Source organism: Pantoea sp. EKM103V, assembly GCF_011800365.1.
In the GTDB taxonomy this organism is placed as follows: domain Bacteria; phylum Pseudomonadota; class Gammaproteobacteria; order Enterobacterales; family Enterobacteriaceae; genus Pantoea; species Pantoea anthophila.
Genome location: NZ_JAALFQ010000017.1, coordinates 18,778 through 40,210, shown reverse-complemented (window position 1 = coordinate 40,210; position 21,433 = coordinate 18,778). Strand labels below are relative to the sequence as shown.

Genomic DNA, 21,433 nt, shown 5'->3' with positions numbered 1-21,433 from the left:
ACGCCGGGATTGTTAAGGGGCGGGCGTCCGCCCCTTGACGCGTCCGCCTGCACGGGCAGGCTGAAACTCCCTCACGCATGGCGGGCGAAACCTTCTCAGAGCCAGCCCACCGCCAGGTAATAACTCCCTCCCCCCGACAGGCGAAACCCTCTCAGAGCCAGCCCACCGCCAGGTAATAACTCTCCTATGCCCGACAGGCGAAACCCTCTCAGAGCCACCCCACCGCCAGGTGATAACTCTCCACCGCCGGGTGAAACCTCCCCCGCCGCCAGGCCACTATCAGGCGCTCAGCCAGCCCAGCTTAATCACAAACAGAATCGACAGGATAATCAGCGCGGCATTGACCTCTCTGGCGCGACCGCTCAGCAGCTTCACCAGCGTCCAGGTAATAAATCCAAAGGCGATGCCGTTGGCGATGGAATAGGTCAGCGGCATGGTCAGCGCGGTAACCGTCACCGGGGCAGCAGTGGTGATATCTTTCCAGTCAATATCCGCCAGACTGGATGTCATCAGCACGGCCACAAACAGCAGCGCGGGCGCGGTGGCATAGACCGGCACGCTGGAGGCCAGCGGCGAGAAGAAGAGCGCCAGCAGAAACAGCACGGCGACCACGATCGCCGTCAGGCCCGTGCGGCCACCCGCACTCACGCCCGCCGCCGACTCCACATAGCTGGTAGTGGTTGAGGTGCCCAGCAGCGAACCAAACAGCGCAGCCGCACTGTCAGCAATCAGCGCACGGCCCATCTTCGGCACGTTACCCTGCTCATCCGCCAGACCGGCGCGTTTGGTGACGCCCAGCAGGGTGCCGGTGTTATCAAACACATCCACAAACAGGAAGGCAAAAATCACGCTGACCAGGCCGACGTTAAACGCGCCAGCAATATCCAGCTGCATAAAGGTCGGTGCAATCGATGGTGGTGCAGAGAAGACTCCGGCAAACGGCGACAGGCCGATGCCCATAGAGATGAAGGTTACCAGCAGAATACCGATCAGCACGGCACCGGTTACGCGACGCGCTTCCAGCACCACAATCACCACGAAGCCAAGCATCGCCAGCAGCGGACCCGGTTTTGTCAGATCGCCAATGCCCACCAGCGTCGCCGGGTTATCGACCACAATGCCTGCGCCTTCCAGCGCAATGATCGCCAGAAACAGGCCAATACCGGCACCAATCCCCGCGCGCAGCGGCAGCGGAATACTGGCAATAATCCACTCACGGATTTTAAACAGCGACATCGCAAAGAAAATCACTGCCGAGAGAAACACCGCACCCAGCGCAATCTGCCAGGTGTAGCCCATGTGCAGTACGACGGTGTAGGTGAAGAAGGCGTTCAGCCCCATGCCCGGTGCCAGTGCAATCGGGTAGTTAGCGATCAGCCCCATCAGCGCACAGCCAATCGCCGCCGCCAGACAGGTCGCAACAAATACGGCGCCCTTATCCATGCCGGTCGCGCCCAGAATGCTCGGGTTAACAAACAGAATGTAGGCCATCGCCAGGAAGGTGGTGATCCCGGCGATAATCTCGGTACGAACCGTCGTGTTATGCGCTTTGAGTTTGAATAGTTTTTCTAACATCATCATCTCTCGATACAGGAGACCGCACCGGTGTGGGTCTCGCTTGCCAAAGGGGGTTGCATGCTGATTATTCTGTTTTCGGGACGCGGATACCGGCCGCTGCATACTGACCTGCCGGAATCGTCTGAAATCCCTGACTGACCCACTGCCCAAAGCAATTGCCATGCCACTTACCGACGCAATCGATTACCTGGCAGAGCCGGATGCGCCTCAGAGAATTCCGAACCAAAACGAGGCGCGATTATGGTGCAATGCACCGAGGATGCGCAATCGTTTTCCTGCCTCCCTGTGTCACCCCCGCAAAACTCTGCGCCAGCGCACGCTTCCGCATACTGACGGGCGAGGCGTGTCACGTTTCAGCACGCTGCCTCAGCGCACTTTTCTGGCCTGTGTAGACTCCTGAATTAACTCTTTCGTAACATTGAGGCCGCGCCATGAAGCCAGCGATTTTGGTGGTGGATGATGATCCTGCTGTCTGCGACGTCCTGCAGGATGCGTTAGGTGAACATCAGTTAAAGGTCTACTGCTGTCATCAGGGAAAAGAGGCGCTGCTGATGCTCAGCACGCACCCGGAGATCACGCTGGTGATGCTCGATATGATGCTGCCCGACACCAACGGACTGCTGGTGCTGCAGCAGTTGCAGCGTCAGCGCCCCGAGGTGCTGGTGATCATGCTGACCGGTATGGGTTCCGAAGCGGAGATGGTGGTCGGCCTGGAGATGGGTGCCGATGATTACATCGCCAAACCCTTTAATCCGCGCGTGGTGGTGGCACGAACCCGGGCGGCCCTGCGGCGCGGCGGACGCCCTGTCCAGAGCGAACCGGAACCGGCGGGCTGGCGATTCGGCGGCTGGCAGCTGGACGACAGTCGCTGCCAGCTGTTCAATCCGCAGCGCGAGCTGGTGCCGCTGACCCAGGGCGAGTTCAGCCTGCTGCGGGCGCTGGTGCGTCACGCCCGCAAGGTGCTGACCCGCGATCAGCTGCTGGAGCTGACCCACAGCGAAAGTCTGGATGTGTTTGACCGCACCATCGACGTGCTGATCATGCGCCTGCGCCGCAAAATCGAAATCAACCCGCATCAGCCCGATCTGATCCGCACCATTCGCGGGCTGGGCTATGTCTTTTCGGCTGATGTAATGAAACCTGAAACCGCCCCGCGCACCAGCCAGATCGCCTGAATCGCGCTGCAGTCCTGGCAATGTCGCCGCCGTGGCGGCGGATGTGGGCGATGAAAGTCTGACGCAGTTTACGCGCGAGTACGCTCGGCTGTCTGGTGAACCGCCCGCGCGCAGCATAAGAAAGATGAGGCAGTCCAATCCCGGAGAGCATGCGAAGGGATGATCAGCGTCCGGGAGGGTCAGGTAAAGCCGCGGGCGTAGTCATTACAGAGCAGCCAGCGCGGCGCCTCATCCTCCTCAAGCGGATTGAAGCGGGCCAGTGGCGTCAGGAACACGTTGTCGTTTTCGTCATCATTGGGCATCGACACCTCGCCCACCAGCACGTCGCCAAAACCCGGTTCGCCCCAGAAGCTGTGCCAGAGGCCCGCCTCAAGGGTCACGCTTTCACCCGGTGAGAGCCGCAGCTGCGAACCCGCAGCGTGAGTCTGGCGCAGACCATCCAGCGACACCGTGACCGGCGAGTCAGCCAGCGCCGCGCCGTCGCGGTTATGCAGTTCGACAATCAGATTCCCGCCACCGCGATTGATGATGTCTTCCATCTTGCGCGGATGATAGTGCATCGGCGTCAGCTGCCCGTCGCGCACGTGCAGGATCTTCTCCGCATAGGGTTTGTGCCACGGCTGTCCGCCGGGCGAACCGTTGCGCAGCGTAAACAGCGTCAGCCCGGTCTGCAGAAAGTCGTCCGCGCCAAAACTGGTGAGATCCCAGCCCAGCCGCAGTGCCAGGATCTCCGCCATCGCGTCAGGTGACTGCGCCCGCCACTGACGTAATCCGAAATCGGCCCACGGCGGCAGATGCACATCCTGCTGGCGGAAAAATTCGCGCGTCTGCTGCAGGTAGTGATTGACCTCTGAACGTTGCATGGTGGCCTCCTGAGGGTGCTGACAAAGTCTGCCCCGTTAGCTGCTGGACAGAGCCTGCGCAGGAAACACGGTCAGATCGGAAAGTCGTTTAAACCATCCCTGGCCACTCGGCCCGCGCCGTCTCTGGCGCGGGACGCTTTCCTCCTCTGCCCGTGTTCCCTGCGCGATGAAGCCATGCGTTGCTGCCAGATTCACGCTGTCAGCCGTCTGAAGCGGCACCCGGAGGCGCCGCCCTGCGCCTTATTTCACCGTCCAGCCCTGATAGCTGCCGATGTTGTCACGATCGATTAGCTTCACCGGGATCAGCACCGGCTTTTCGGGTGCCGGTTTGCCCTGCAGAATGTCGTAGCCAATCTCCACCGCCTTCGCCGCCATCACCTGCGGGTCCTGCGCCGGGGTCGCGACAAACAGGGAGTTTTTGCGCTTCAGCGCCTCTTCGCCATCCGGCGATCCATCGACGCCGACGATAAAGAACTCGCTGCGCTGCGCCTGTTTCGCGGCTAAATCCGCGCCGATGGCGGTGGGATCGTTAATGGCAAACACCGCATCGATTTTGGGGTTAGCGGAGAGCAGACCGGTCATCACCTCCAGTCCCCCTTCGCGACTGCCTTTGGCGTTCTGGTTGTAAGAGAGCAGCTTGATGTCGGGATGGGTTTTCAGTTCGTTCATGCAGCCTTCAACACGGTTCTGCACCGCAGACACCGGCGGGCCGTTGATGATCACCACGTTGCCTTTCGCTTTCAGGCGGTCAGAGATATATTTGCAGGCCATCGCGCCCGCCTGGGTGTTATCGGAAGTAATGGTCGCATTCGCCCCATCGGCCGCTACGTCGACCGCCACCACCACGATACCGGCATCACGCGCCCGCTTCACCGCCGGGGCAATGCCTTTCGAGTCGGCGGCATTGAGGATAATCATGTCCACTTTTGCCGCAATAAAATTATCGATCTGCCCTACCTGCTGGCCGAGATCGTAGCCGCTGGAGACCAGCGTCACGTTGACCTTGTCCCCCGCCAGCTCACGCGCCTTCATCTCCGCCCCTTTAGTGATCTGCACGAAGAAGGGGTTAGCCAGATCGCCGACCGTGACGCCGATGGATTTGAGTTCTTTTGCCTGAGCCAGCCCGGCGCTGAACAGCGTTGCCGCCAGCAGCCCGGTTACAATCGGATTAAAACGCATAGACCTTCTCCTGCTGTTATCAGAGTGCCAACCGCTTAATGGCGTTTTTACAGAGACGGCGGCGACATCGCGCCTCCGCCTTTCAGCCTTAACTCACATGATGACGGGTACGGTATTTGTCGATCAGGACGGCGATGATGATCACCGCGCCCTTGATCACCAGCTGCCAGAAGTAGGAGACGCCCATCAGCGTCATGCCGTTATTGAGCGTGGCGATAATCAGCGCGCCAATCAGGGTGCCGGTGATGGTGCCGATGCCCCCGACGAAACTGGTGCCGCCCAGGATCACCGCGGCAATCGCATCCAGCTCATAGCCGACGCCGAGGTTGCCGTTGGCGCTGTAGAGACGGGAGGCGCTCATCAGACCGCCCAGCCCCGAGAGCAGGCCGCTCATGCCGTAGACAAACAGCAGCACCCCGCCCACCTTGATGCCGGTGAGTCGGGCCGCCTGAATGTTGCCGCCGACCGCATAGATATGGACGCCCAGCGTGGTGCGCCGCAGGATAAACCAGCAGAGGGCGATCACCGCGAAGGCAATCACAATCAGCCATGGCACCGGGCCGAGGTAGCCGTTGCCAATCCACTCAAAATTGATGTCGGAGTTGATGACCGTGGTGCCATCCGCCAGCAGGTAGGCCGCACCGCGCAGGGCGGTATAGGTGCCGAGGGTGACGATAAAGGGCGGCAGTCCGGCCCAGGCGACCAGCACGCCGTTGAACAGCCCCATCACCAGACCCGCGCCCAGCGCCATCGGAATGGTCATGGAGGCGAGCATCGGGTCGAGCGAGGCCACCAGCGCCACCACCGCCGTGGTGCCGAGCATCGACCCCACCGACAGGTCGATGCCGCCGGTGAGAATGACAAAGGTCATCCCCGCCGCCAGGACGATATTGATCGACGCCTGACGGGTAATGTTCAGCAGGTTCGCTTCGGTAAAGAAGTTGGGGGTAACGAAGCCAAAAACCGCCACGATGAGGATCAGAATCGGCAGGATCCCTACCGTCTGCAGCAGATCGCCCATCAGGGCGCGTTTCAGCGTGGGCGCGGGGGTGCGGGCCAGTTGTGTCATGGTGATCTCCTCAGATTCCGCCTGCTGCTGCGCTGTGCGCACCGGTTGCCAGCGTCATAATATTTTCCTGACTGATGTGGCTGCCCTCCAGCTCACCGACGATGGTGCCTTCGTGCATCACGTAAACGCGGTCGCTCATCCCGACCACTTCCGGCAGTTCGCTGGAGATCATCAGAATCGCCACGCCCTGCCGCGCCATCTCCTGCATCATGCGGTAGATCTCGCTTTTGGCTCCGACGTCGACGCCGCGCGTCGGTTCATCCAGGATCAGGATGCGCGGGCCAATCGCCACCCAGCGTGAGATCAGCAGCTTCTGCTGATTACCTCCGGAGAGGCCGCCCGCCCGGACCTGCGCATGCGGCACCCGGATATTCAGGGAGGCGATCGCCTCGCTGGCGATGGTCTGCCCTTTGCGGCGATTGAGCATGCCGTAACTGGCATCCCGCTCCAGCGTCGCCATCACGATGTTCTCCTGTGCCGCCATCTCCAGAAACAGCCCCTGCTCTTTGCGGTTCTCGGTGAGGAAACCGATGCCGCGCGCAATCGCATCGCGCGGTGAGAGGATGGTGACCTTCTCGCCATCGATCCAGATCTCGCCCTCCTTCGGCTTGTGCACGCCGAAGATCAGCTGCGCCAGCTCGCTGCGGCCTGCGCCGACCAGCCCCGCCAGCGCCACGATCTCACCGGCGCGCACCGCCAGGCTGCTGGGGTGCACTTTGCCGCCGTCGGTCAGGTGATTCACCGCCAGCCGGATATCACCCAGCGGAATCGACCGGTCTTTATTAAAGAGATCGCTGAGCGGCCGTCCGACCATCATCCGCACCAGTTCACTGGCGTTGAGTTGATCGCGCGTCAGGCTGCCGACATACTCGCCGTCGCGCAGCACGCTGACGCGATCCGACAGTTCATACACCTCCGCCATGCGGTGGCTGATGTAGATAATCGCCATCCCCTCGCTGCGCAGCCGTTTGATCAGCGCGAAGAGCTGTTCGGTTTCGCGGTTTGAGAGCGCGGCGGTCGGCTCATCCATCACGAGGATGCGGCTGTTGCGCTGCAGCGCCCGGGCGATCTCCACCTGCTGCTGCTCGGCAATGCTGAGGCGGCTGACCACATCCCAGGCACTGAACTGCGCGCCGAGCCGGTCAATCACCCGCTGCGCCTCCTCCGCCATCTGCCGCCGCTTCACCAGCCCGCCGGGGGCGATTTCGCTGCCGAGAAAAATGTTTTCCGCCACCGTCAGGTTGGGGGCCAGGTTAATCTCCTGGTAAATCAGGGTGATCCCGGCGGCCAGCGCCGCTTTCGGCCCTTTCAGCGCCCGCGGTTCGCCTTCGATCAGAATCTCTCCGCCGCTGGCGCTGTAGGCCCCGGCCAGAATCTTCATCAGGGTGCTTTTACCCGCGCCGTTCTCCCCCATCAGCGCATGGACCTCACCGGGCCAGACCGTAAGATCCACCCCCTTCAGGGCGTAAAAGTTGCCGAAGCGCCGGGTAATGCCGCGCATTTCCAGTATCGGTGTGGCTGTCATCGCCTCGCTCCTGCGGACTGTGGATAGCCGTCAGTTAAGCAACGCCAGATAAACGGAAAATGTCAGCGGCCATTCATATTTGTCATATTCACCCGGCTGCCCGCTCCTATACTCGGCCCATCGTTGCCGTGATAAAGAGGGGGTGGGATGCAGCACACCTATCCGTGGCAGGCTGGCGCACGGGGCCGCCTGCTGATGTTCAATCTGCTGGTGGTCGCCGTGACGCTGATGGTCAGCGTGGTGGCGATCGTCGGTTTTCGCCATGCCGGTACGATTCAGGAGCAGGCACAGGCGCAGACGCTGGCGGACATGAACGGCAGTCTGGCGCTGGCGCGTGACACCGCCAATGTGGCGACGGCAGCCGTGCGGCTGTCGCAGGTGGTGGGCGCGCTGGAGTATCAGAGCGAATCACAGCGGCTTCAGCAGAATCAGCATGCGCTGCAACAGTCGCTGAGCCTGCTCGCCAGCGCCCCGCTGGCCGCGCGTCAGCCGGAGCGCATCGCCCGTATCCGCGCCCGCAGCCTGGAGCTGGAGCAGACGATTAACCGCCTGCTGCTCACCGGTCATCAGCGCCACCTGCAGCGCAATAACATGCTGAGTGACCTGTGGCAGTCGCAGATTCTGCTCGGCCACATCAGTCAGCGGCTGCAGCAGGAACCGCAGCGCGCGCCGGATAGCGCCCTGCGTGAGCAGACTGAGCGGCTGCTCAGCATCGCCATCCGCACGCCCTCACCGATTGCGGTGATTGAGCAACTGCAGCAGGTGATGACGCAGTGGCGCAGCGTGCCGCTGACGGGCGTCACCGGCGAGAATATTGCGCGACTGCTGGCGACCCAGCAGCGCCTGCTGCCGCTGGCGGAGGCGCTGGAACAGAGCGATCTGGCGATCGCCTACGCCACCTACCGGATTAAGGCGCTGGTGGCGATGCTGAATGAGGATATCAGTGCCTCGGTGCAGCAGGTGGCGTTGCAGAGCGAAGCGCGAACCCTGGCGACCCACCGCGAGCTGGACTCCATCATCGGCTTTATCGCCCTTTTCGTGCTGCTGGCGCTGGCGATCACCGGCTATGCCGGGATCTACATCTACCGCAATCTCGGGTCGAGCCTGACGGCGATTGCCGCCGCCATGACGCGGCTGGCACAGGGTGAGCAGAACGTCGGCGTGCCGGGGTTGCAGCGCCGCGACGAACTGGGCGAACTGGCGCGGGCCTTCAACGTCTTTGCCCGCAATACCGCCTCGCTGGCACACACCTCACGCCTGCTGAAAGAGAAGAGCAGCCAGCTGGAGTCCACCTTTCTGGCGATGCGCGACGGCTTTGCCCTGTTTGACCATCAGGGTCAGCTGGTGGTGTGGAACGCGCAGTATGCCGAACTGCTCGGCATCGCGCCGCGCGAGCTTCATCGCGGCGTCCACTATCAGCAGCTACTGGCTCCGCTGGCGGGGGATCTGCACGATCCCGGCGAACCGCAGGAGATCCGGCTGGCCGATGGCCGGACGCTGGAGCTGCGCTTCAGCCCGATCCCCCGGCGCGGCATGGTGAACACCGTCCTTGACCGCACCTCGCGCAAAACGCTGGAGGAGGCCCTGCAGCACAGCCAGAAGATGAAGGCGGTGGGCCAGCTGACCGGCGGCCTGGCGCACGACTTCAACAATCTGCTGGCGGTGATTATCGGCAGCCTGGCGCTGACCGAAGGGCAGCTGATGCCCGGCCCGCTCGCCAGCCGGATTGAGCGGGCGCGCCAGGCTGCCGACCGCGCCGCCCAGCTGACCCAGCGGCTGCTGGCCTTTTCACGTAAGCAGGCGCTGTTTCCGCGCGCGGTGTCGGTGGTCACGCTGGTGGACAACCTGCAGGGATTATTACAGCACTCGCTGCTGCCCGGACAGCAGCTGATTATCGATGCGCAGCGTCCCGGCTGGCCCGCGTGGATCGATGCCGGTCAGCTGGAGAATGCGCTGATGAACCTGGTGGTCAACGCCCGCGATGCGATGCAGCAGCAAAGCGGCGAAATCCGGCTGCGCATCTGGAATCAGCGGCGGATCGAAGGGAGTGAAAAACGTGACCGGGTCACAATTGAGGTGATCGACACGGGCTGCGGCATGTCAGCGGAGGTGCGTGAACAGGTTTTCGAGCCCTTTTTTACCACTAAGGCCACCGGCAGCGGCAGCGGGCTGGGCCTGTCAATGGTCTACGGTTTTGTGCGGCAGTCGGGCGGTCAGATCGAGCTGGAAACCGCGCCGGGCCAGGGCACCACGGTGCGCCTTCTGCTGCCGCGCGCGCAGGAGGCGGTCGCCGCAGCGGTCGCGCCGCCTCCCCCGCCAGCCCTGCCAGCGGTGGCCAGCAACCGGCTGGTGCTGGTGCTGGATGATGAACCGGCGGTGCGGCAGACCCTGTGCGAACATCTGCACCAGCTGGGCTATCTGACGCTGGAGTGTGGCGACGGCGAAGCGGCGCTGGCACTGCTGCGCCAGACACCCGATATCGACCTGCTGATCAGCGACCTGATGCTGCCCGGCGAGATCAACGGGGCGGAGGTGGTGCGTCAGGCGCAGCAGAACTGGCCGCATCTCGCCACGCTGTTAATCAGCGGTCAGGATCTGCGCCACCAGCCGGTCACGCTGCCGCTGTGTGAGCGGCTGGGCAAGCCCTGGCAGCAGGCGCAGCTGGTGCAGGCGTTACAGCGCGCCTGGCAGCGCAGCGAACGGCTTAATCGCGCGCAGCAGGCTGCCACAGCGGCACCGGCTTCCCGGTGATATAGCGTTTGCGCAGGCGACTGGAGATCATATCCATGACCATCACCACCCCGACCAGTATCAGCGTCAGGAACATCACCACATCCCAGTTCCAGAGCCGCATATTCTCGGCGTAGACCAGGCCTACCCCGCCTGCGCCGACAAAGCCGAGCACCGCCGCAGAGCGGGTGTTGGACTCGATCTGATAGAGGCTCAGCGCCAGAAACTGCGGAAAGGACTGGGTGAAAATGCCGAAACGGTGTTTCTGCAGGCTGTTAGCGCCCACCGCCCCCAGCCCGCGGCCCGGTGAACGTTCGACCGCCTCATGCCCTTCGGCATAGAGTTTGCCGAGCAGGCCGACATCCTGCAGGATAATCGCCAGCACCCCGGCCAGCGGCCCCATGCCCACCGCACGAACGAAAATCAGCCCCCAGATCGCCATGTCGATGCCGCGCAGCAGGTCGAACAGTCGCCGCATCAGAAACGCCAGCGGCTTCGCGGCGCGATCGTGCATCACGTTGCGCGCCGCCAGGAACGACAGCGGCAGCGCAATCAGCGAGGCGGTCAGCGTACCGGCAAACACGATCCCCAGGGTGATCCCGACCTGCGACAGATAGTAGCTGAAGGGCCAGTTCATGAAGTCATGCCAGACAAACATCCGCAGAAAGTAGCGCCCCAGCTGCTGGCAGCCCGCCAGCAGGCGCGATCCCTCCAGCCCGAACACCGAAAAGAAATAGAGGTAGTAGAGCAGGAGCGCCAGCGCTATCAGCGCCAGACGACGCAGATAGCGCGGCTGCGCGGCAAACAGCTCGTGATGCTGCTGCTTCAGCTGCGCGATGGCGGGAACGGAACGGATCATGCGCGCTCTCCTGTGACACGACGACGCAGCTGACCGGACAGCGTATCCAGCAGCGACACCACAATCAGAATCAGCAGCAGGGTGATGCTGACCTGGTCGTAGCGGTCGAGTTTGATGTTGGTCATCAGCTCCTGGCCGATGCCGCCCGCCCCCACCAGCCCGAGGATGGTGGAGGAGCGGAAGTTAATCTCCAGCCGCATAAAGCTGTAGGAGAGAAAGGCGGGTTTCACCTGCGGCCAGAAGGCAAAGCGCATCCGCTGCAGTTTACTGGCTCCGCAGGCGGCCAGGCCGCGCACCGGCTTATCCGACGCGGACTCAATCGCCTCATAAAAGAGCTTGGTCAGGCTGCCCACCGTGTGCAGCGCCAGCGCCAGGAAGCCGGGTATCGCCCCGATACCAAACGCCATGACAAACATCACCGCCCAAGCCAGTTCCGGCATGGTGCGCAGAAACGCGACAAAGGCGCGAATCGCCATCCGCACGCTGACCGGCGTTTGCGTATTATCGGCGGCGAAAAAGGCGAGCACTGCCGCCAGCCCCACCGCCAGCAGCGTCGCCGCCAGAGCCAGCTGCAGGGTTTCCCAGATCAGCGGCAGCTGGATCGGCAGACGGTAGCCCCAGTAGGCCAGCGAGCCTTCTGTTTTGCCGTCGGCAAACAGCAGCGGCAGATGCAGCACCGGCAGGATCTCATGCAGGTAGTCAAAGAAGTGCGGCAGCGACTGCCAGACGGTGAGCAGATTAAATTCTGCCACCCTGCCCGCCGCCAGATAGAGCGTGACCAGCAGCAGTGACCAGATAAGCGTGTCGCGTTTTTGCTGACGGCGGATGCGCTGGTAATAGTGTTCGAAGTCAGTCAAGGGGGATCTCCGGCGTGAAAGCAGCGGGACGCTGGCCGCGTCCCGCTCTCCCCGCGAGGCGGGGAAGTCAGGAAGGTTCGTCAGCCGCGGCTGCCTTTCATCAGGTCGCGCTTCATATCGATAATGCTCTGATAGTCGGCAACGGTGGCCGGGCCGATATGCTGCTTACCGCCCACCGCTTTCACGAAGCAGTCGTGATCGTCTTTATCCAGCTTTTTAATCGCCGCCACCACTTTCGCTTTAAAGTCGGCAGGCAGTTTGTTGCTGACCAGCACCGGACCGTTGGGGATCAGCGGCGACTGCCAGATGATGCGGATCTGCTTCATCAGGTCGGGGTGATCCATGCGGATGAGGCGACCAAACGCGCCCGAGGTGTAGCCGCTGTTATAGTCCCCCACCAGCGAGGTCCAGGTGACCGCGCCGTCAAACTGGTTGTTCAGCACGCCCAGAATGTCCTGCTCATGGCCGCCGGAGAAGGTGACGCTGGAGAAGGTGTTGTTATATTTGTCATCCACCGAGCCGCCGAACATCTTCTTGAACGCCTGATTCGGCATCAGGAAGCCGGAGGTCGAGTCCGGATCGGCCATGCCGAACGATTTCCCCTTCAGGTCTTCCAGCTTTTTGTAGGGGCTGTCCGCTTTGACGATCACCACTGAGTGGTAGCCGCGTGAGTTGTCTTTGTCATCCACCACGATGCCGACCACCTCCACCGCTTTCGGGTCCTGCAGGTAGACCGAGGCGAAAGAGGCGGGTGACATGCTCAGCACCATATCGATTTTGCCGCCCAGCAGTCCCTGAATCACGCCCGAATAGTCAGAGGCGTTGCGCATCTGAGTATCCACACCCAGCTCTTTATCAAAGAAGGTCTTCACGCACTGATTATCACCAATCTGCTGGGTGGCGTTCTGACCGCCCAGAATCCCCAGATTCAGCTGTTTTGGCGCATCCGCTGCGCTGACACCCGACGCCATAACGCCGATCAGTAGTGCTAAAGAAGTCAGTTTCATTCGGAGTTGTTCTCTTGCTGTGGAAGTTAATGGATCTGGTTAAGTTCATCGCCGTACAGCTGTTGCAGCAGGCTGTCAGTCAGTCGGGAAGGATGGCCGTCAAACAGCACCACGCCGCGCTGGATGCCAATCACCCGGGTGCAGTAGCGTTTCACCAGCTCAATGGAGTGCAGGTTGACCATCACGCTGATGCCCTGCTCGCTGACCTGACGCAGCACATCCATGATGCGCGTCGTGTTTTTCGGATCGAGTGACGCGACCGGCTCATCGGCCAGCAGGATTCTGGGGTTCTGCATCAGCGCCCGGCAGATCGCCACCCGCTGCATCTGTCCGCCGGAGAGATTCTCTGCCCGCTGCAGCGCCTGCGGCAGCATGTTCATCCACTGCAGCAGTTCGATAGCGTACGCCCGATCGTGGTCGGAGAAGATTTTAAAAAAGGATTTCAGCGTGCTGGTCTGGCTCAGGCGGCCCAGCAGCACATTGGTCAGCACGTCGAGGCGCGGCACCAGGCAGAAATCCTGAAAGATCATGCCGCACTGGCTGCGCCATTCCCGCATCTGGCGGCTGTTGAGGGTGACCACGTTACGCTCGGCTTCCCCTTTATGCAGGCTGATAATCGCCCCCGCCGTCGCGCTGATGGTGCCGTTAAGCATATGCAGCAGCGTCGATTTCCCGGCACCGGAGCGGCCGATCACCGCCACCAGCTCACCGGCATGGAGATCGAAACTGACCCGATCCAGCACCGGCGTGTCACCGTAGGTTTTGCTCAATCCCTGCACCGACAACACTTTTTGTCCGCTGAAACTGACCGGGGGCCGATCGTGGTCGACCACCGTTTTCAGAAGTGCCTGTGCCATGCTGTTCTCCGTCATCTCTGATTGCGTTCTGCCGGTTATTAAGGCGTGGCACGATGAAAGCGGGATGACAGTCAGATGATCAAACTGTGACAGGCCAGGGCGCGCCACACAGCAGCGTCTGGCCGTCACGCGCAGCCTGCACCCCCTCCGGCAGCGGATTTTCCGCCAGCCAGTTATCCATCTCATGACTGAGATGGGTCAGCCAGCTCTGGCGCGGCCGCAGCAGCGCCACAATGGCCAGGGCCTGGGTGACATCGTTGTGGTTGCGCGGTCTGGCAGACGGCGGGTCGTTGCAGTCGATCACCAGCTGATCCAGCGGCTGACCACGCAGAAAGTCGGCGGTGTCGGGGGGCAGCCCGCAGGTGTCACACAGCCAGGCGAGCCGGTGACCGTGCCAGTCGAACAGATAGCCGTGCGTCAGCTTCGAGTGCTGAAGCGGCAGCGGCGTCACCTGCAGTTCACCAAAGGCGTGTGCCACAAACGGGGTTAAGGCGGGACGAAAGTCGAGCAGGCCGGGATGTTTATAGAGATCGTCACAGCCGCGCGGGTCGGGCGGCCCCCAGACCGGAATCGGTGCCCCCCGCCCCCAGCGCAGCGCAAACAGTCCCTGCACATGGTCCATGTGGTAGTGGGTGAGCAGAATACGCGTCAGCGATCCGGGCGGAAAGCGCGACGCCAGCAGTGGCAGGCCGGCATCCAGCAGGATGCGCTCGCGCCCGGTCTCAATCAGCGCACTGCAGGGCGCACGGGCGTAATCGCTATGGCGCTGCGCCCGCTGGCAGGCACGGCAGTCGCAGCCCGGCAGCGGCGCGGCGGTCACCCCACCGGTGCCGAGAAAAGTGAGTTTCATTGCGCCGCCTCCACTATCTGACGCAGCTGCCGGACGGTCTCTGCCAGCGCGCCATCGTTGTTAAGGATCAGGCAGCCATCGGGCTGCGGCTGGGCGACACGCGCCAGCCGCCGGGCGATTGCCGCCTCATCTTCCCGCCCGCGCTGACGCAGGCGCGCCGCCAGCACCGCAGGCGTGACCTGCAGGCAGACCGGCAGCAGCTGCGAACCAAAGCGGGCCTGCGCCTGCGCCAGATGCAGCCGCGAGCCGTTGACCACCACGTTCTGTCCGCGCAGCAGCCACTGCTCCGTCTCACAGCCAATGCCATAGCTGAAACCGTGCGCCTGCCAGCTCACCGCGAACAGCCCCAGCGCCGCGCGGCGGGCGAACTCCGCCTCGGTCAGCGCCACGTGGTTTTCACCGCCCGCATCCGCTGCGCGGGTGATATAGCGATGGGCGATCAGCAGGCGCGGCGGCGGTGCCGCCCGCAGCGCATCCAGCAGGCTATCCTTGCCTGAGCCGGAGGGACCGGTGAGCCAGATCAGCCGCGCCATCAGTAGACCTGCCGGCCTTTGCTCCAGACGTGGCGCACATGCGGGTAGCCATGTGCGGTGTGCGCCAGCACCAGATCGGCGCGACACCCTTCGGCTATCACCCCGCGATCCTCAAGCCCCAGCGCGCGGGCCGGATTGCAGGTGACCAGCGCAATCGCCTGCGCCGTGCCGAGCGTGTTGCGCTCATCCTCAGCCAGCCGGAACGCCGCATCCAGCAGGCTGGCCGGGTAGTAATCGGAGGAGAGAATGTTCAGCAGGCCGTGAGAGGCCAGCTCCCAGGCGGCGACGTTGCCGGAGTGCGAGCCGCCGCGCACAATGTTGGGCGCCCCCATCAGCACCTGCATGTTGCGATAGCGCGAGGCGCGCGCCGCCTCCAGGGTGGTGGGAAATTCGGCGATGCGGCTGCCCGCCGCATGGGACTCCTCCACATGCGCGGCGGTGGCATCATCGTGGCTGGCAATGGCGATGCCATGTTCGCGGCAGAGTCCGGCGATCGCCTGACGATTGGGCTGCGACCAGGCCGCCGCCAGCGTGAGCTGCTCGTGCTCAAACTGATCCATCTCCGCGTCATTCAGCTGGTATTTGCCCTGGTAATATTCGCGATATTTTGTCAGCGACGCATACTGCCGCTGCCCCGGCGAATGATCCATCAGCGAGACCAGCGCCAGTTCCGGCGTGCCCATCAGCGCCTCAAACAGCGGCGCGGTGGTCGGGTGCGGCAGTTCACAGCGCAGATGCAGCAGATGCTCGGCGCGGTTCAGCCCTTTGCGGTTGCTGTCGCGGATGGCGTCGATCATCCTGCTGAGATTCTCCAGCCGGTGACCGCCGTCGCGCACATCGCCGACGCCAATGGCGTCCAGCACGGTGGTAATGCCGCTGGAGACCATCAGCGCATCGTGGCTGCTCATCGCCGAATGCGCAGGCCAGTCCACTTTGGGTCGCGGGGTGAAAAACTTGTCGAGGTTATCGGTGTGCAGCTCCACCAGCCCCGGCAGCAGCCAGGCCCCCTCGCCGTCCAGCGCGCCCGGCTGCTGGCTGCGGGTTTCGCTGAAGCTGCTGATACGCTCATCGCGGAACTCCAGCGACCCGCTGATGACCTCATTTTCCAGCACCAGTCTGACATTGTTGATGATCATGCCTGCGCTCCTGTCTCAATGGGGTGCATCAGATGCAGCCGATCGGCCACCTGCTCGCGCACCGCCCGATCGTGAAAAATGCCAACAATGGCGGCACCCCGGGCGCGCGCCTCTTCAATCAGACTCACCACCGCCGCGCTGTTGACGCTGTCGAGGGAGGCGGTGGGTTCATCCAGCAGCAGCACCGGATAGTCAGCGATAAAGCCGCGCGCAATGTTCACCCGCTGCTGCTCTCCGCCGGAGAAGGTGGACGGTGCCAGCGACCAGAGGCGCTGCGGCACGTTGAGCCGGCTCAGCAGTTCGGCGGCGCGTGCTTCGCAGAACCGGCGGTCGACGCCGCGCTCCAGCAGTGGCTGCATCACAATCTCCAGCGTCGGCACGCGCGGGATAACCCGCAGAAACTGACTCACCCAGCCCAGCGTGTCGCGGCGCAGCGCGATAATCTGCCGCGCCGGGGCCTGCGCCATATCGACCCATTCTCCCTGGTGCGCGACCCGGATATAGCCGCTGTCGGGCTGATAGTTACCGTAGAGCGTGCGCAGCAGGGTCGATTTGCCGCTGCCCGAGTGACCGTGCAGCACCACGCATTCGCCCTCGCCCACCGTCAGGCTGACGTTGTGCAGCACCGGCAGCGCCGCGCCGTTCTGGTTGTGCAGCACAAAGGTTTTACACAGGTTTCCGATCTGCAGACGCGGATTGATAGTCGTCATTTAATTGAGCACCGAAGAGACCAGCAGTTGTGTGTAAGGATGATGGGGATCGTCAAGCACCCGGTCGGTCAGACCGCTCTCCACCACCCGCCCCTGTTTCATCACCAGCAGACGATGTGCCAGCAGGCGCGCCACGCCGAGATCGTGGGTGACGATCACCACCGCCAGGTTCAGCTCCCGCACCAGGGTGCGCAGCAGATCCAGCAGGCGTGCCTGCACCGAGACATCCAGCCCGCCGGTCGGCTCATCCATAAACAGCAGCTGTGGCTGCGTCACCAGGTTGCGGGCGATCTGCAGACGCTGCTGCATGCCGCCGGAAAAGGTGGTGGGCAGATCGTCGATGCGGCCGGGGTCAATCTCCACCGCCTGCAGCCAGCGGCTCGCCGTTGCGCGGATATCGCTATAGTGCCGCGCGCCGGTCGCCATCAGCCGTTCGCCGATGTTGCCGCCCGCGCTGACCTGCGGACGCAGTCCGTCCATCGGATGCTGATGCACCACGCCCCACTCGGTGCGCAGCAGGTGACGGCGCTCGCTTTCACTCATCTGCCAGAGGTTGCGCCCCTGATAGAGAAGCGTGCCCTGCTGCGGAGCGAGGCGTGCCGAGAGGCTGTGCAGGAGCGTGGTTTTACCGGAGCCGGATTCGCCGACGATGCCCAGCACCTCGCCGGGATAAAGATCAAAGCTGACCTGCTCAAACCCTTTGCCCGGCGCATAAAGATGGGTGAGCTGGCTGACCGCAAGCAGCGGCTGTTCACTGTGCATGTTGCTGTTCCTGCTGCTGGTGGCAAAAGTCGGTGTCGGAGCAGACAAACATCCGTGTGCCCTGATCGTCCATCACCACCTCATCGAGATAGCTGTGGCGCGAGCCGCACAGCGCGCAGGGTTCATCCCACTGCTGCACGGTAAACGGGTGATCGTCGAAGTCGAGGCTTTCGACGCGGGTGTAAGGCGGCAGCGCGTAGATGCGCTTTTCACGCCCGGCACCAAACAGCTGCAGCGCGGGCATCATGTCCATTTTCGGGTTGTCGAATTTGGGGATGGGTGACGGGTCCATCACGTAGCGGCCGTTGACCCTGACCGGGTACGCATAAGTCGTGGCGATATGGCCATAGCGGGCGATATCTTCATAGAGTTTCACCTGCATGATGCCGTACTCCTCCAGCGCATGCAGGAGGCGGGTTTCGGTTTCGCGCGGTTCGATAAAACGCAGCGGCTCCGGGATCGGCACCTGGAAAATCAGGATCTGATCCTCCTCCAGCGGCGTTTCCGGGATGCGGTGACGCGTCTGGATCAGCGTGGCATCGCGGGTGCGTTCGGTGGTGGCCGCACCGCTGACCCGCTGAAAGAAGTGGCGGATCGACACCGCATTGGTGGTGTCATCAGCCCCCTGGTCGATCACCTTAAGCACATCCTGATCGCCAATCACACTGGCGGTGATCTGGATGCCGCCGGTGCCCCAGCCGTAAGGCATCGGCATCTCGCGCCCGGCAAACGGCACCTGATAGCCGGGGATCGCCACCGCTTTCAGGATGGCGCGACGAATAGTACGTTTGGTCTGCTCATCGAGATAACCGTTGTTGTAACCCGTCAGTTCAGCCATGGTTGCGCTCCTGATAGTCATCCTGCAGCTGTTTGAGCAGTGCCAGCTCCGCCTGAAAATCGACGTAGTGCGGCAGCTTGAGATGGGAGACGAAGCCTGCCGCTTCCACGTTGTCGGCGTGCGACAGCACAAACTCCTCATCCTGCGCCGGGCTGGTGACGCGCTCCTGCTGTTCGCGGCTTTGCAGCGCCCGGTCCACCAGCGCCATCGCCATCGCCTTGCGTTCCGCCCGGCCAAACACCAGCCCGTAACCCCGGGTAAAGTGCGGCGCGGCGTCTTCGCGGTGGGCCACGCCGTTGACCATCTCACACTCGGTCAGCAGCACTTCCCCAATCTCCAGTTCAAAGCCCAGCTCTTCGGGACAGATGCTGACGCTGACATAGCCGGTGCGGATCTCCCCGGCGAACGGGTGGGTGCGCCCATAGCCCCGCTGCGTCGAGTAGCCGAGCGCCAGCAGAAAGCCTTCGTCGCCGCGCACCAGCTGTTGCAGCCGTGCCGCGCGCGAGGCGGGAAACGCCATCGGTTCGCGGGTGATATCGGTCGGCTCACTGCCGTCATCCTCCTCCGCGGCCGCCAGCCCTTCGCGGCTCATCATGCTGAACATGTGCGGGCAGCTTTCCGCGACCGGCCGATCATCCCGCGGCGCGGCAGGCGTTTCGCCATTGGCCAGCAGCGTGAAGTCGAGCAGACGGTGGCTGTAGTCAGAGGTAGGGCCGAGCACCTGGCCGCCCGGCAGATCTTTATAGACCGCCGAAATGCGGCGTTCGATACGCATTGTCCCGGTCGCCAGCGGGCGACTCTCCGCCAGCCGTGGCAGCGTGGTGCGATAGGCGCGCAGCAGAAAAATTGCCTCGACCAGATCGCCGCTGGCCTGCTTAATCGCCAGCGCCGCCAGTTCCGGATCGTAAATCCCCCCTTCGGTCATCACCCGATCCACCGCCAGACCCAGCTGCTGCGCCACCTGATCGCAGCCGAGTTCAGCCACGGCCCGATCGCCACGGCGCAGATCGGCCTGCAGCTGGTGGGCATGCGTAATCGCTTTTTCGCCCCCTTTTACCGCGACATACATCAGCACACCTCCACAACGGTGGTACGCGGCACGGCCATGATCGCTTCGCCGCAGGTGAAGATGAGATCCACGCCCTGCGGAAACGGATGCGGCCGGGTGCGCAGATAGTCCAGCACGCTCTCCGGCAGCTGCGGCGCAATGGCGCGGGTTTCGCGCAGGCCGGGGCCGGAGAGTCGCAGCGTCAGACCGCCATTCAGCGAGGGCACTTCGATAATCAGCGTGGTGCTTTTTTCCGGTGACAGGTTATCCCCCGCCGCAAACGCCGTCGGGTCGGGCTGCGCCGCCGCATGGCTCAGGGCAAAAGGCGCATCCTGCCGGGTGGTGATCGGCGCGCCGGTATGGAAGCGCAGATTGTTGCGCAGCTGTTCGTTGTCGATTTTCGCATCCAGCCAGACCGGACTCTCCTGATCGACCAGCGTCAGCAGCAGCGCCGTGGCCGCCGGAGAGAGCGCACCCCAGCCCTGCTGCAGCGGCAGCGAGACCATCACGCCCGGCTCACTCATCGCCTTCAGGATGCGGCGAAAGGCGCGCTGTGCGTCCGCAACAGGGTGGTTAAAACTTGCCAGTAAAGTCATCAGTTATCTCCGCGAACCAGCGTAAAGAAATCCACTTTGCTGCTGGCGATTTCGCGCGCGCGCAGCTGTCGCTGCTCTTCACGCCACGCCGCCAGCGGGGTAATAATCTTCTCTTCCAGCAGCGGTCGGGTTTCCGGCTGCTGCAACAGTGCATCCAGCAGGGCGCAGCGCTCGGCGTGCGCTTTGTCGCGTCCTAACAGGTAGCTGTATCCCAGGGTGCCGTCGCTCAGCTGCACCACGGCGCGGGTCACCGTGGCATCACCCATCACAAAGCGTTTCCCGGTGGCCCCCATTCGCGCCTGCAGCCGCGTCATGCCGATTTCGGCCGGGCGGATCAGGGTAAACTCGGGGTGAAGATTCAGCGCCTGCCAGTGCGCTTCAAGCCGCGCGGCGTTGCTGTGTGCCAGCACCGACAGCCAGCGCTGGCGATCCGTTTGCTGTTCCATCAGTGCTCCAGAGTCAGTTCGATCATGTCACCGCGGGTCAGGCTGACGGAGTATTCTGCCAGCGCACCATCTGCGGTTTTGTTCAGGGTCCGCACACAGAGCAGCGGCGCATGGAGTGCGATATCCAGCTGACGGCACTCCTTCGCCTGCGCCCGGCGGGTGCTGATGCGGGTCTGGGTGCGCACCAGCTGTTTGCCGGTGTGCTCCACCAGAAAGTCGTGCAGCGAGCCGCTGTTAAAGCGCTGAAGCTGCGGCCACCAGCTGAGGTCGGCGAGGAAGTGGTTAATCAGGCAGAGCGGCACGCCGTTGGCGCGGCGCAGGGTGCGCAGATGAATAACGTTGTCGCCCTCTTTCACGCCCAGCGCACTGGCCACGTCACTGCTGGCCGGACGCAGCACCGCCAGCAGCCGTTCGCTGGTCGGGTGACTTCCCTGCTCCAGCAGGTTCTGACTGAAGCGCGCCTGGGCATGCAGCGGATAGTCATACGGGCGCATCAGCACCAGGATGCCCACGCCGTGACGGCGTTGCAGCAGCCCTTTCTGCACCAGCTCATCGACGGCCCGGCGTAGCGTGTGGCGATTCACTTCGTAGTGGTCGGCCAGCTGTTGTTCGGAAGGCAGATAGTCGCCGCAGCGGTAACGCTCTTTCAGCGCCTGCTCCAGCTGCGCGGCAACCGCCTGGTAGACAGTGGTCGGATGTCTGGATAACTCCATCACGATGAAATCCTCACGGGTTACGGAGTGGGAACGCAGTGAAAAATCACTGCGGGATGGCGTTACCTTGACGGCTTCAGATGACAGCAGCGTGACGGCGGG

At 63.0% G+C, this 21,433-nt stretch carries 21 protein-coding genes; 2 read left to right on the top strand and 19 right to left on the bottom strand.

The window, feature by feature from the left end; all coding sequences use genetic code 11:
- Positions 1–279: 279 nt before the first annotated feature.
- Positions 280–1,578 carry an NCS2 family permease gene (locus tag HFD97_RS21010; RefSeq protein ID WP_219854812.1) on the bottom strand — a complete coding sequence of 433 codons (1,299 nt, stop codon included), beginning with the start codon at positions 1,576–1,578 and terminating at the stop codon, positions 280–282.
- 431 nt (positions 1,579–2,009) lie between these two features.
- On the opposite strand from HFD97_RS21010, the gene HFD97_RS21005 reads away from it, so the two are divergent.
- Positions 2,010–2,753 (top strand): response regulator, encoded by a 744-nt coding sequence (locus HFD97_RS21005; RefSeq protein WP_009089499.1) that lies wholly within the window; start codon positions 2,010–2,012, stop codon positions 2,751–2,753.
- A 179-nt stretch (positions 2,754–2,932) separates the two neighbouring features.
- Here HFD97_RS21005 and HFD97_RS21000 read toward each other — a convergent pair whose 3' ends face one another.
- The 4 genes from HFD97_RS21000 to HFD97_RS20985 form a co-directional block, all read right to left on the bottom strand.
- Entirely contained in the window at positions 2,933–3,616 is a 684-nt protein-coding gene (locus tag HFD97_RS21000) for a D-lyxose/D-mannose family sugar isomerase (protein WP_167431512.1), read from the bottom strand.
- Positions 3,617–3,856: 240 nt separating this feature from the next.
- Positions 3,857–4,795, bottom strand: a complete 939-nt coding sequence (locus HFD97_RS20995; RefSeq protein ID WP_046102116.1) for an ABC transporter substrate-binding protein — start codon at positions 4,793–4,795, stop codon at positions 3,857–3,859.
- 88 nt (positions 4,796–4,883) lie between these two features.
- Positions 4,884–5,864, bottom strand: coding sequence for a ribose ABC transporter permease (locus tag HFD97_RS20990; RefSeq protein WP_009089493.1), 981 nt, complete (start codon positions 5,862–5,864; stop codon positions 4,884–4,886).
- A gap of 10 nt (positions 5,865–5,874) precedes the next feature.
- The gene (locus HFD97_RS20985) at positions 5,875–7,389 is read right to left on the bottom strand and encodes a sugar ABC transporter ATP-binding protein (RefSeq protein ID WP_009089491.1); all 1,515 of its coding nucleotides are present in this window, start codon (positions 7,387–7,389) and stop codon (positions 5,875–5,877) included.
- Positions 7,390–7,536: 147 nt separating this feature from the next.
- Here HFD97_RS20985 and HFD97_RS20980 point away from each other — a divergent pair, with 147 nt between their 5' ends.
- Positions 7,537–10,140 carry an ATP-binding protein gene (locus HFD97_RS20980; protein WP_167431511.1) on the top strand — a complete coding sequence of 868 codons (2,604 nt, stop codon included), beginning with the start codon at positions 7,537–7,539 and terminating at the stop codon, positions 10,138–10,140.
- On the opposite strand, the gene phnE (HFD97_RS20975) is transcribed toward HFD97_RS20980, so the two are convergent.
- The 14 genes from phnE (HFD97_RS20975) to phnF form a co-directional block, all read right to left on the bottom strand.
- Positions 10,094–10,978: a phosphonate ABC transporter, permease protein PhnE gene (gene phnE / locus HFD97_RS20975; RefSeq protein ID WP_167431510.1), complete on the bottom strand. Its 885-nt coding sequence runs from the start codon at positions 10,976–10,978 to the stop codon at positions 10,094–10,096. The two genes, HFD97_RS20980 and phnE (HFD97_RS20975), sit on opposite strands and share 47 nt — an antisense overlap.
- Entirely contained in the window at positions 10,975–11,835 is an 861-nt protein-coding gene (phnE, locus tag HFD97_RS20970; protein WP_046102120.1) for a phosphonate ABC transporter, permease protein PhnE, read from the bottom strand. Before phnE (HFD97_RS20970) ends, phnE (HFD97_RS20975) begins: the two co-directional genes overlap by 4 nt.
- 80 nt (positions 11,836–11,915) lie before the next feature.
- Positions 11,916–12,842, bottom strand: coding sequence for a phosphonate ABC transporter substrate-binding protein (gene phnD, locus HFD97_RS20965; RefSeq protein ID WP_009089484.1), 927 nt, complete (start codon positions 12,840–12,842; stop codon positions 11,916–11,918).
- Positions 12,843–12,868: 26 nt separating this feature from the next.
- The gene (gene phnC / locus HFD97_RS20960) at positions 12,869–13,699 is read right to left on the bottom strand and encodes a phosphonate ABC transporter ATP-binding protein (RefSeq protein WP_167431509.1); all 831 of its coding nucleotides are present in this window, start codon (positions 13,697–13,699) and stop codon (positions 12,869–12,871) included.
- A 79-nt stretch (positions 13,700–13,778) separates the two neighbouring features.
- Positions 13,779–14,549 carry a phosphonate metabolism protein PhnP gene (phnP, locus tag HFD97_RS20955; protein ID WP_046102121.1) on the bottom strand — a complete coding sequence of 257 codons (771 nt, stop codon included), beginning with the start codon at positions 14,547–14,549 and terminating at the stop codon, positions 13,779–13,781.
- The gene (gene phnN / locus HFD97_RS20950; RefSeq protein ID WP_167431508.1) at positions 14,546–15,082 is read right to left on the bottom strand and encodes a ribose 1,5-bisphosphokinase; all 537 of its coding nucleotides are present in this window, start codon (positions 15,080–15,082) and stop codon (positions 14,546–14,548) included. Before phnN ends, phnP begins: the two co-directional genes overlap by 4 nt.
- Positions 15,082–16,218: an alpha-D-ribose 1-methylphosphonate 5-triphosphate diphosphatase gene (gene phnM, locus HFD97_RS20945; protein ID WP_009089476.1), complete on the bottom strand. Its 1,137-nt coding sequence runs from the start codon at positions 16,216–16,218 to the stop codon at positions 15,082–15,084. The genes phnN and phnM overlap by 1 nt, the downstream gene beginning before the upstream one ends.
- On the bottom strand, positions 16,215–16,928 hold the full coding sequence (gene phnL, locus HFD97_RS20940; protein ID WP_167431507.1) for a phosphonate C-P lyase system protein PhnL: 714 nt from the start codon (positions 16,926–16,928) through the stop codon (positions 16,215–16,217). Before phnL ends, phnM begins: the two co-directional genes overlap by 4 nt.
- Positions 16,929–17,690, bottom strand: a complete 762-nt coding sequence (gene phnK / locus HFD97_RS20935) for a phosphonate C-P lyase system protein PhnK (RefSeq protein ID WP_167431506.1) — start codon at positions 17,688–17,690, stop codon at positions 16,929–16,931.
- Complete coding sequence (locus HFD97_RS20930) at positions 17,680–18,528, bottom strand: alpha-D-ribose 1-methylphosphonate 5-phosphate C-P-lyase PhnJ (RefSeq protein WP_140028923.1); 849 nt, start codon at positions 18,526–18,528, stop codon at positions 17,680–17,682. Before HFD97_RS20930 ends, phnK begins: the two co-directional genes overlap by 11 nt.
- Positions 18,521–19,597, bottom strand: coding sequence for a carbon-phosphorus lyase complex subunit PhnI (locus HFD97_RS20925; RefSeq protein ID WP_167431505.1), 1,077 nt, complete (start codon positions 19,595–19,597; stop codon positions 18,521–18,523). The genes HFD97_RS20930 and HFD97_RS20925 overlap by 8 nt, the downstream gene beginning before the upstream one ends.
- Positions 19,597–20,172 (bottom strand): phosphonate C-P lyase system protein PhnH, encoded by a 576-nt coding sequence (phnH, locus tag HFD97_RS20920; RefSeq protein WP_009089466.1) that lies wholly within the window; start codon positions 20,170–20,172, stop codon positions 19,597–19,599. The genes HFD97_RS20925 and phnH overlap by 1 nt, the downstream gene beginning before the upstream one ends.
- Complete coding sequence (gene phnG / locus HFD97_RS20915) at positions 20,172–20,618, bottom strand: phosphonate C-P lyase system protein PhnG (protein ID WP_111208189.1); 447 nt, start codon at positions 20,616–20,618, stop codon at positions 20,172–20,174. Before phnG ends, phnH begins: the two co-directional genes overlap by 1 nt.
- Positions 20,618–21,331, bottom strand: coding sequence for a phosphonate metabolism transcriptional regulator PhnF (gene phnF / locus HFD97_RS20910; RefSeq protein WP_009089462.1), 714 nt, complete (start codon positions 21,329–21,331; stop codon positions 20,618–20,620). Before phnF ends, phnG begins: the two co-directional genes overlap by 1 nt.
- Positions 21,332–21,433: the final 102 nt, after the last annotated feature.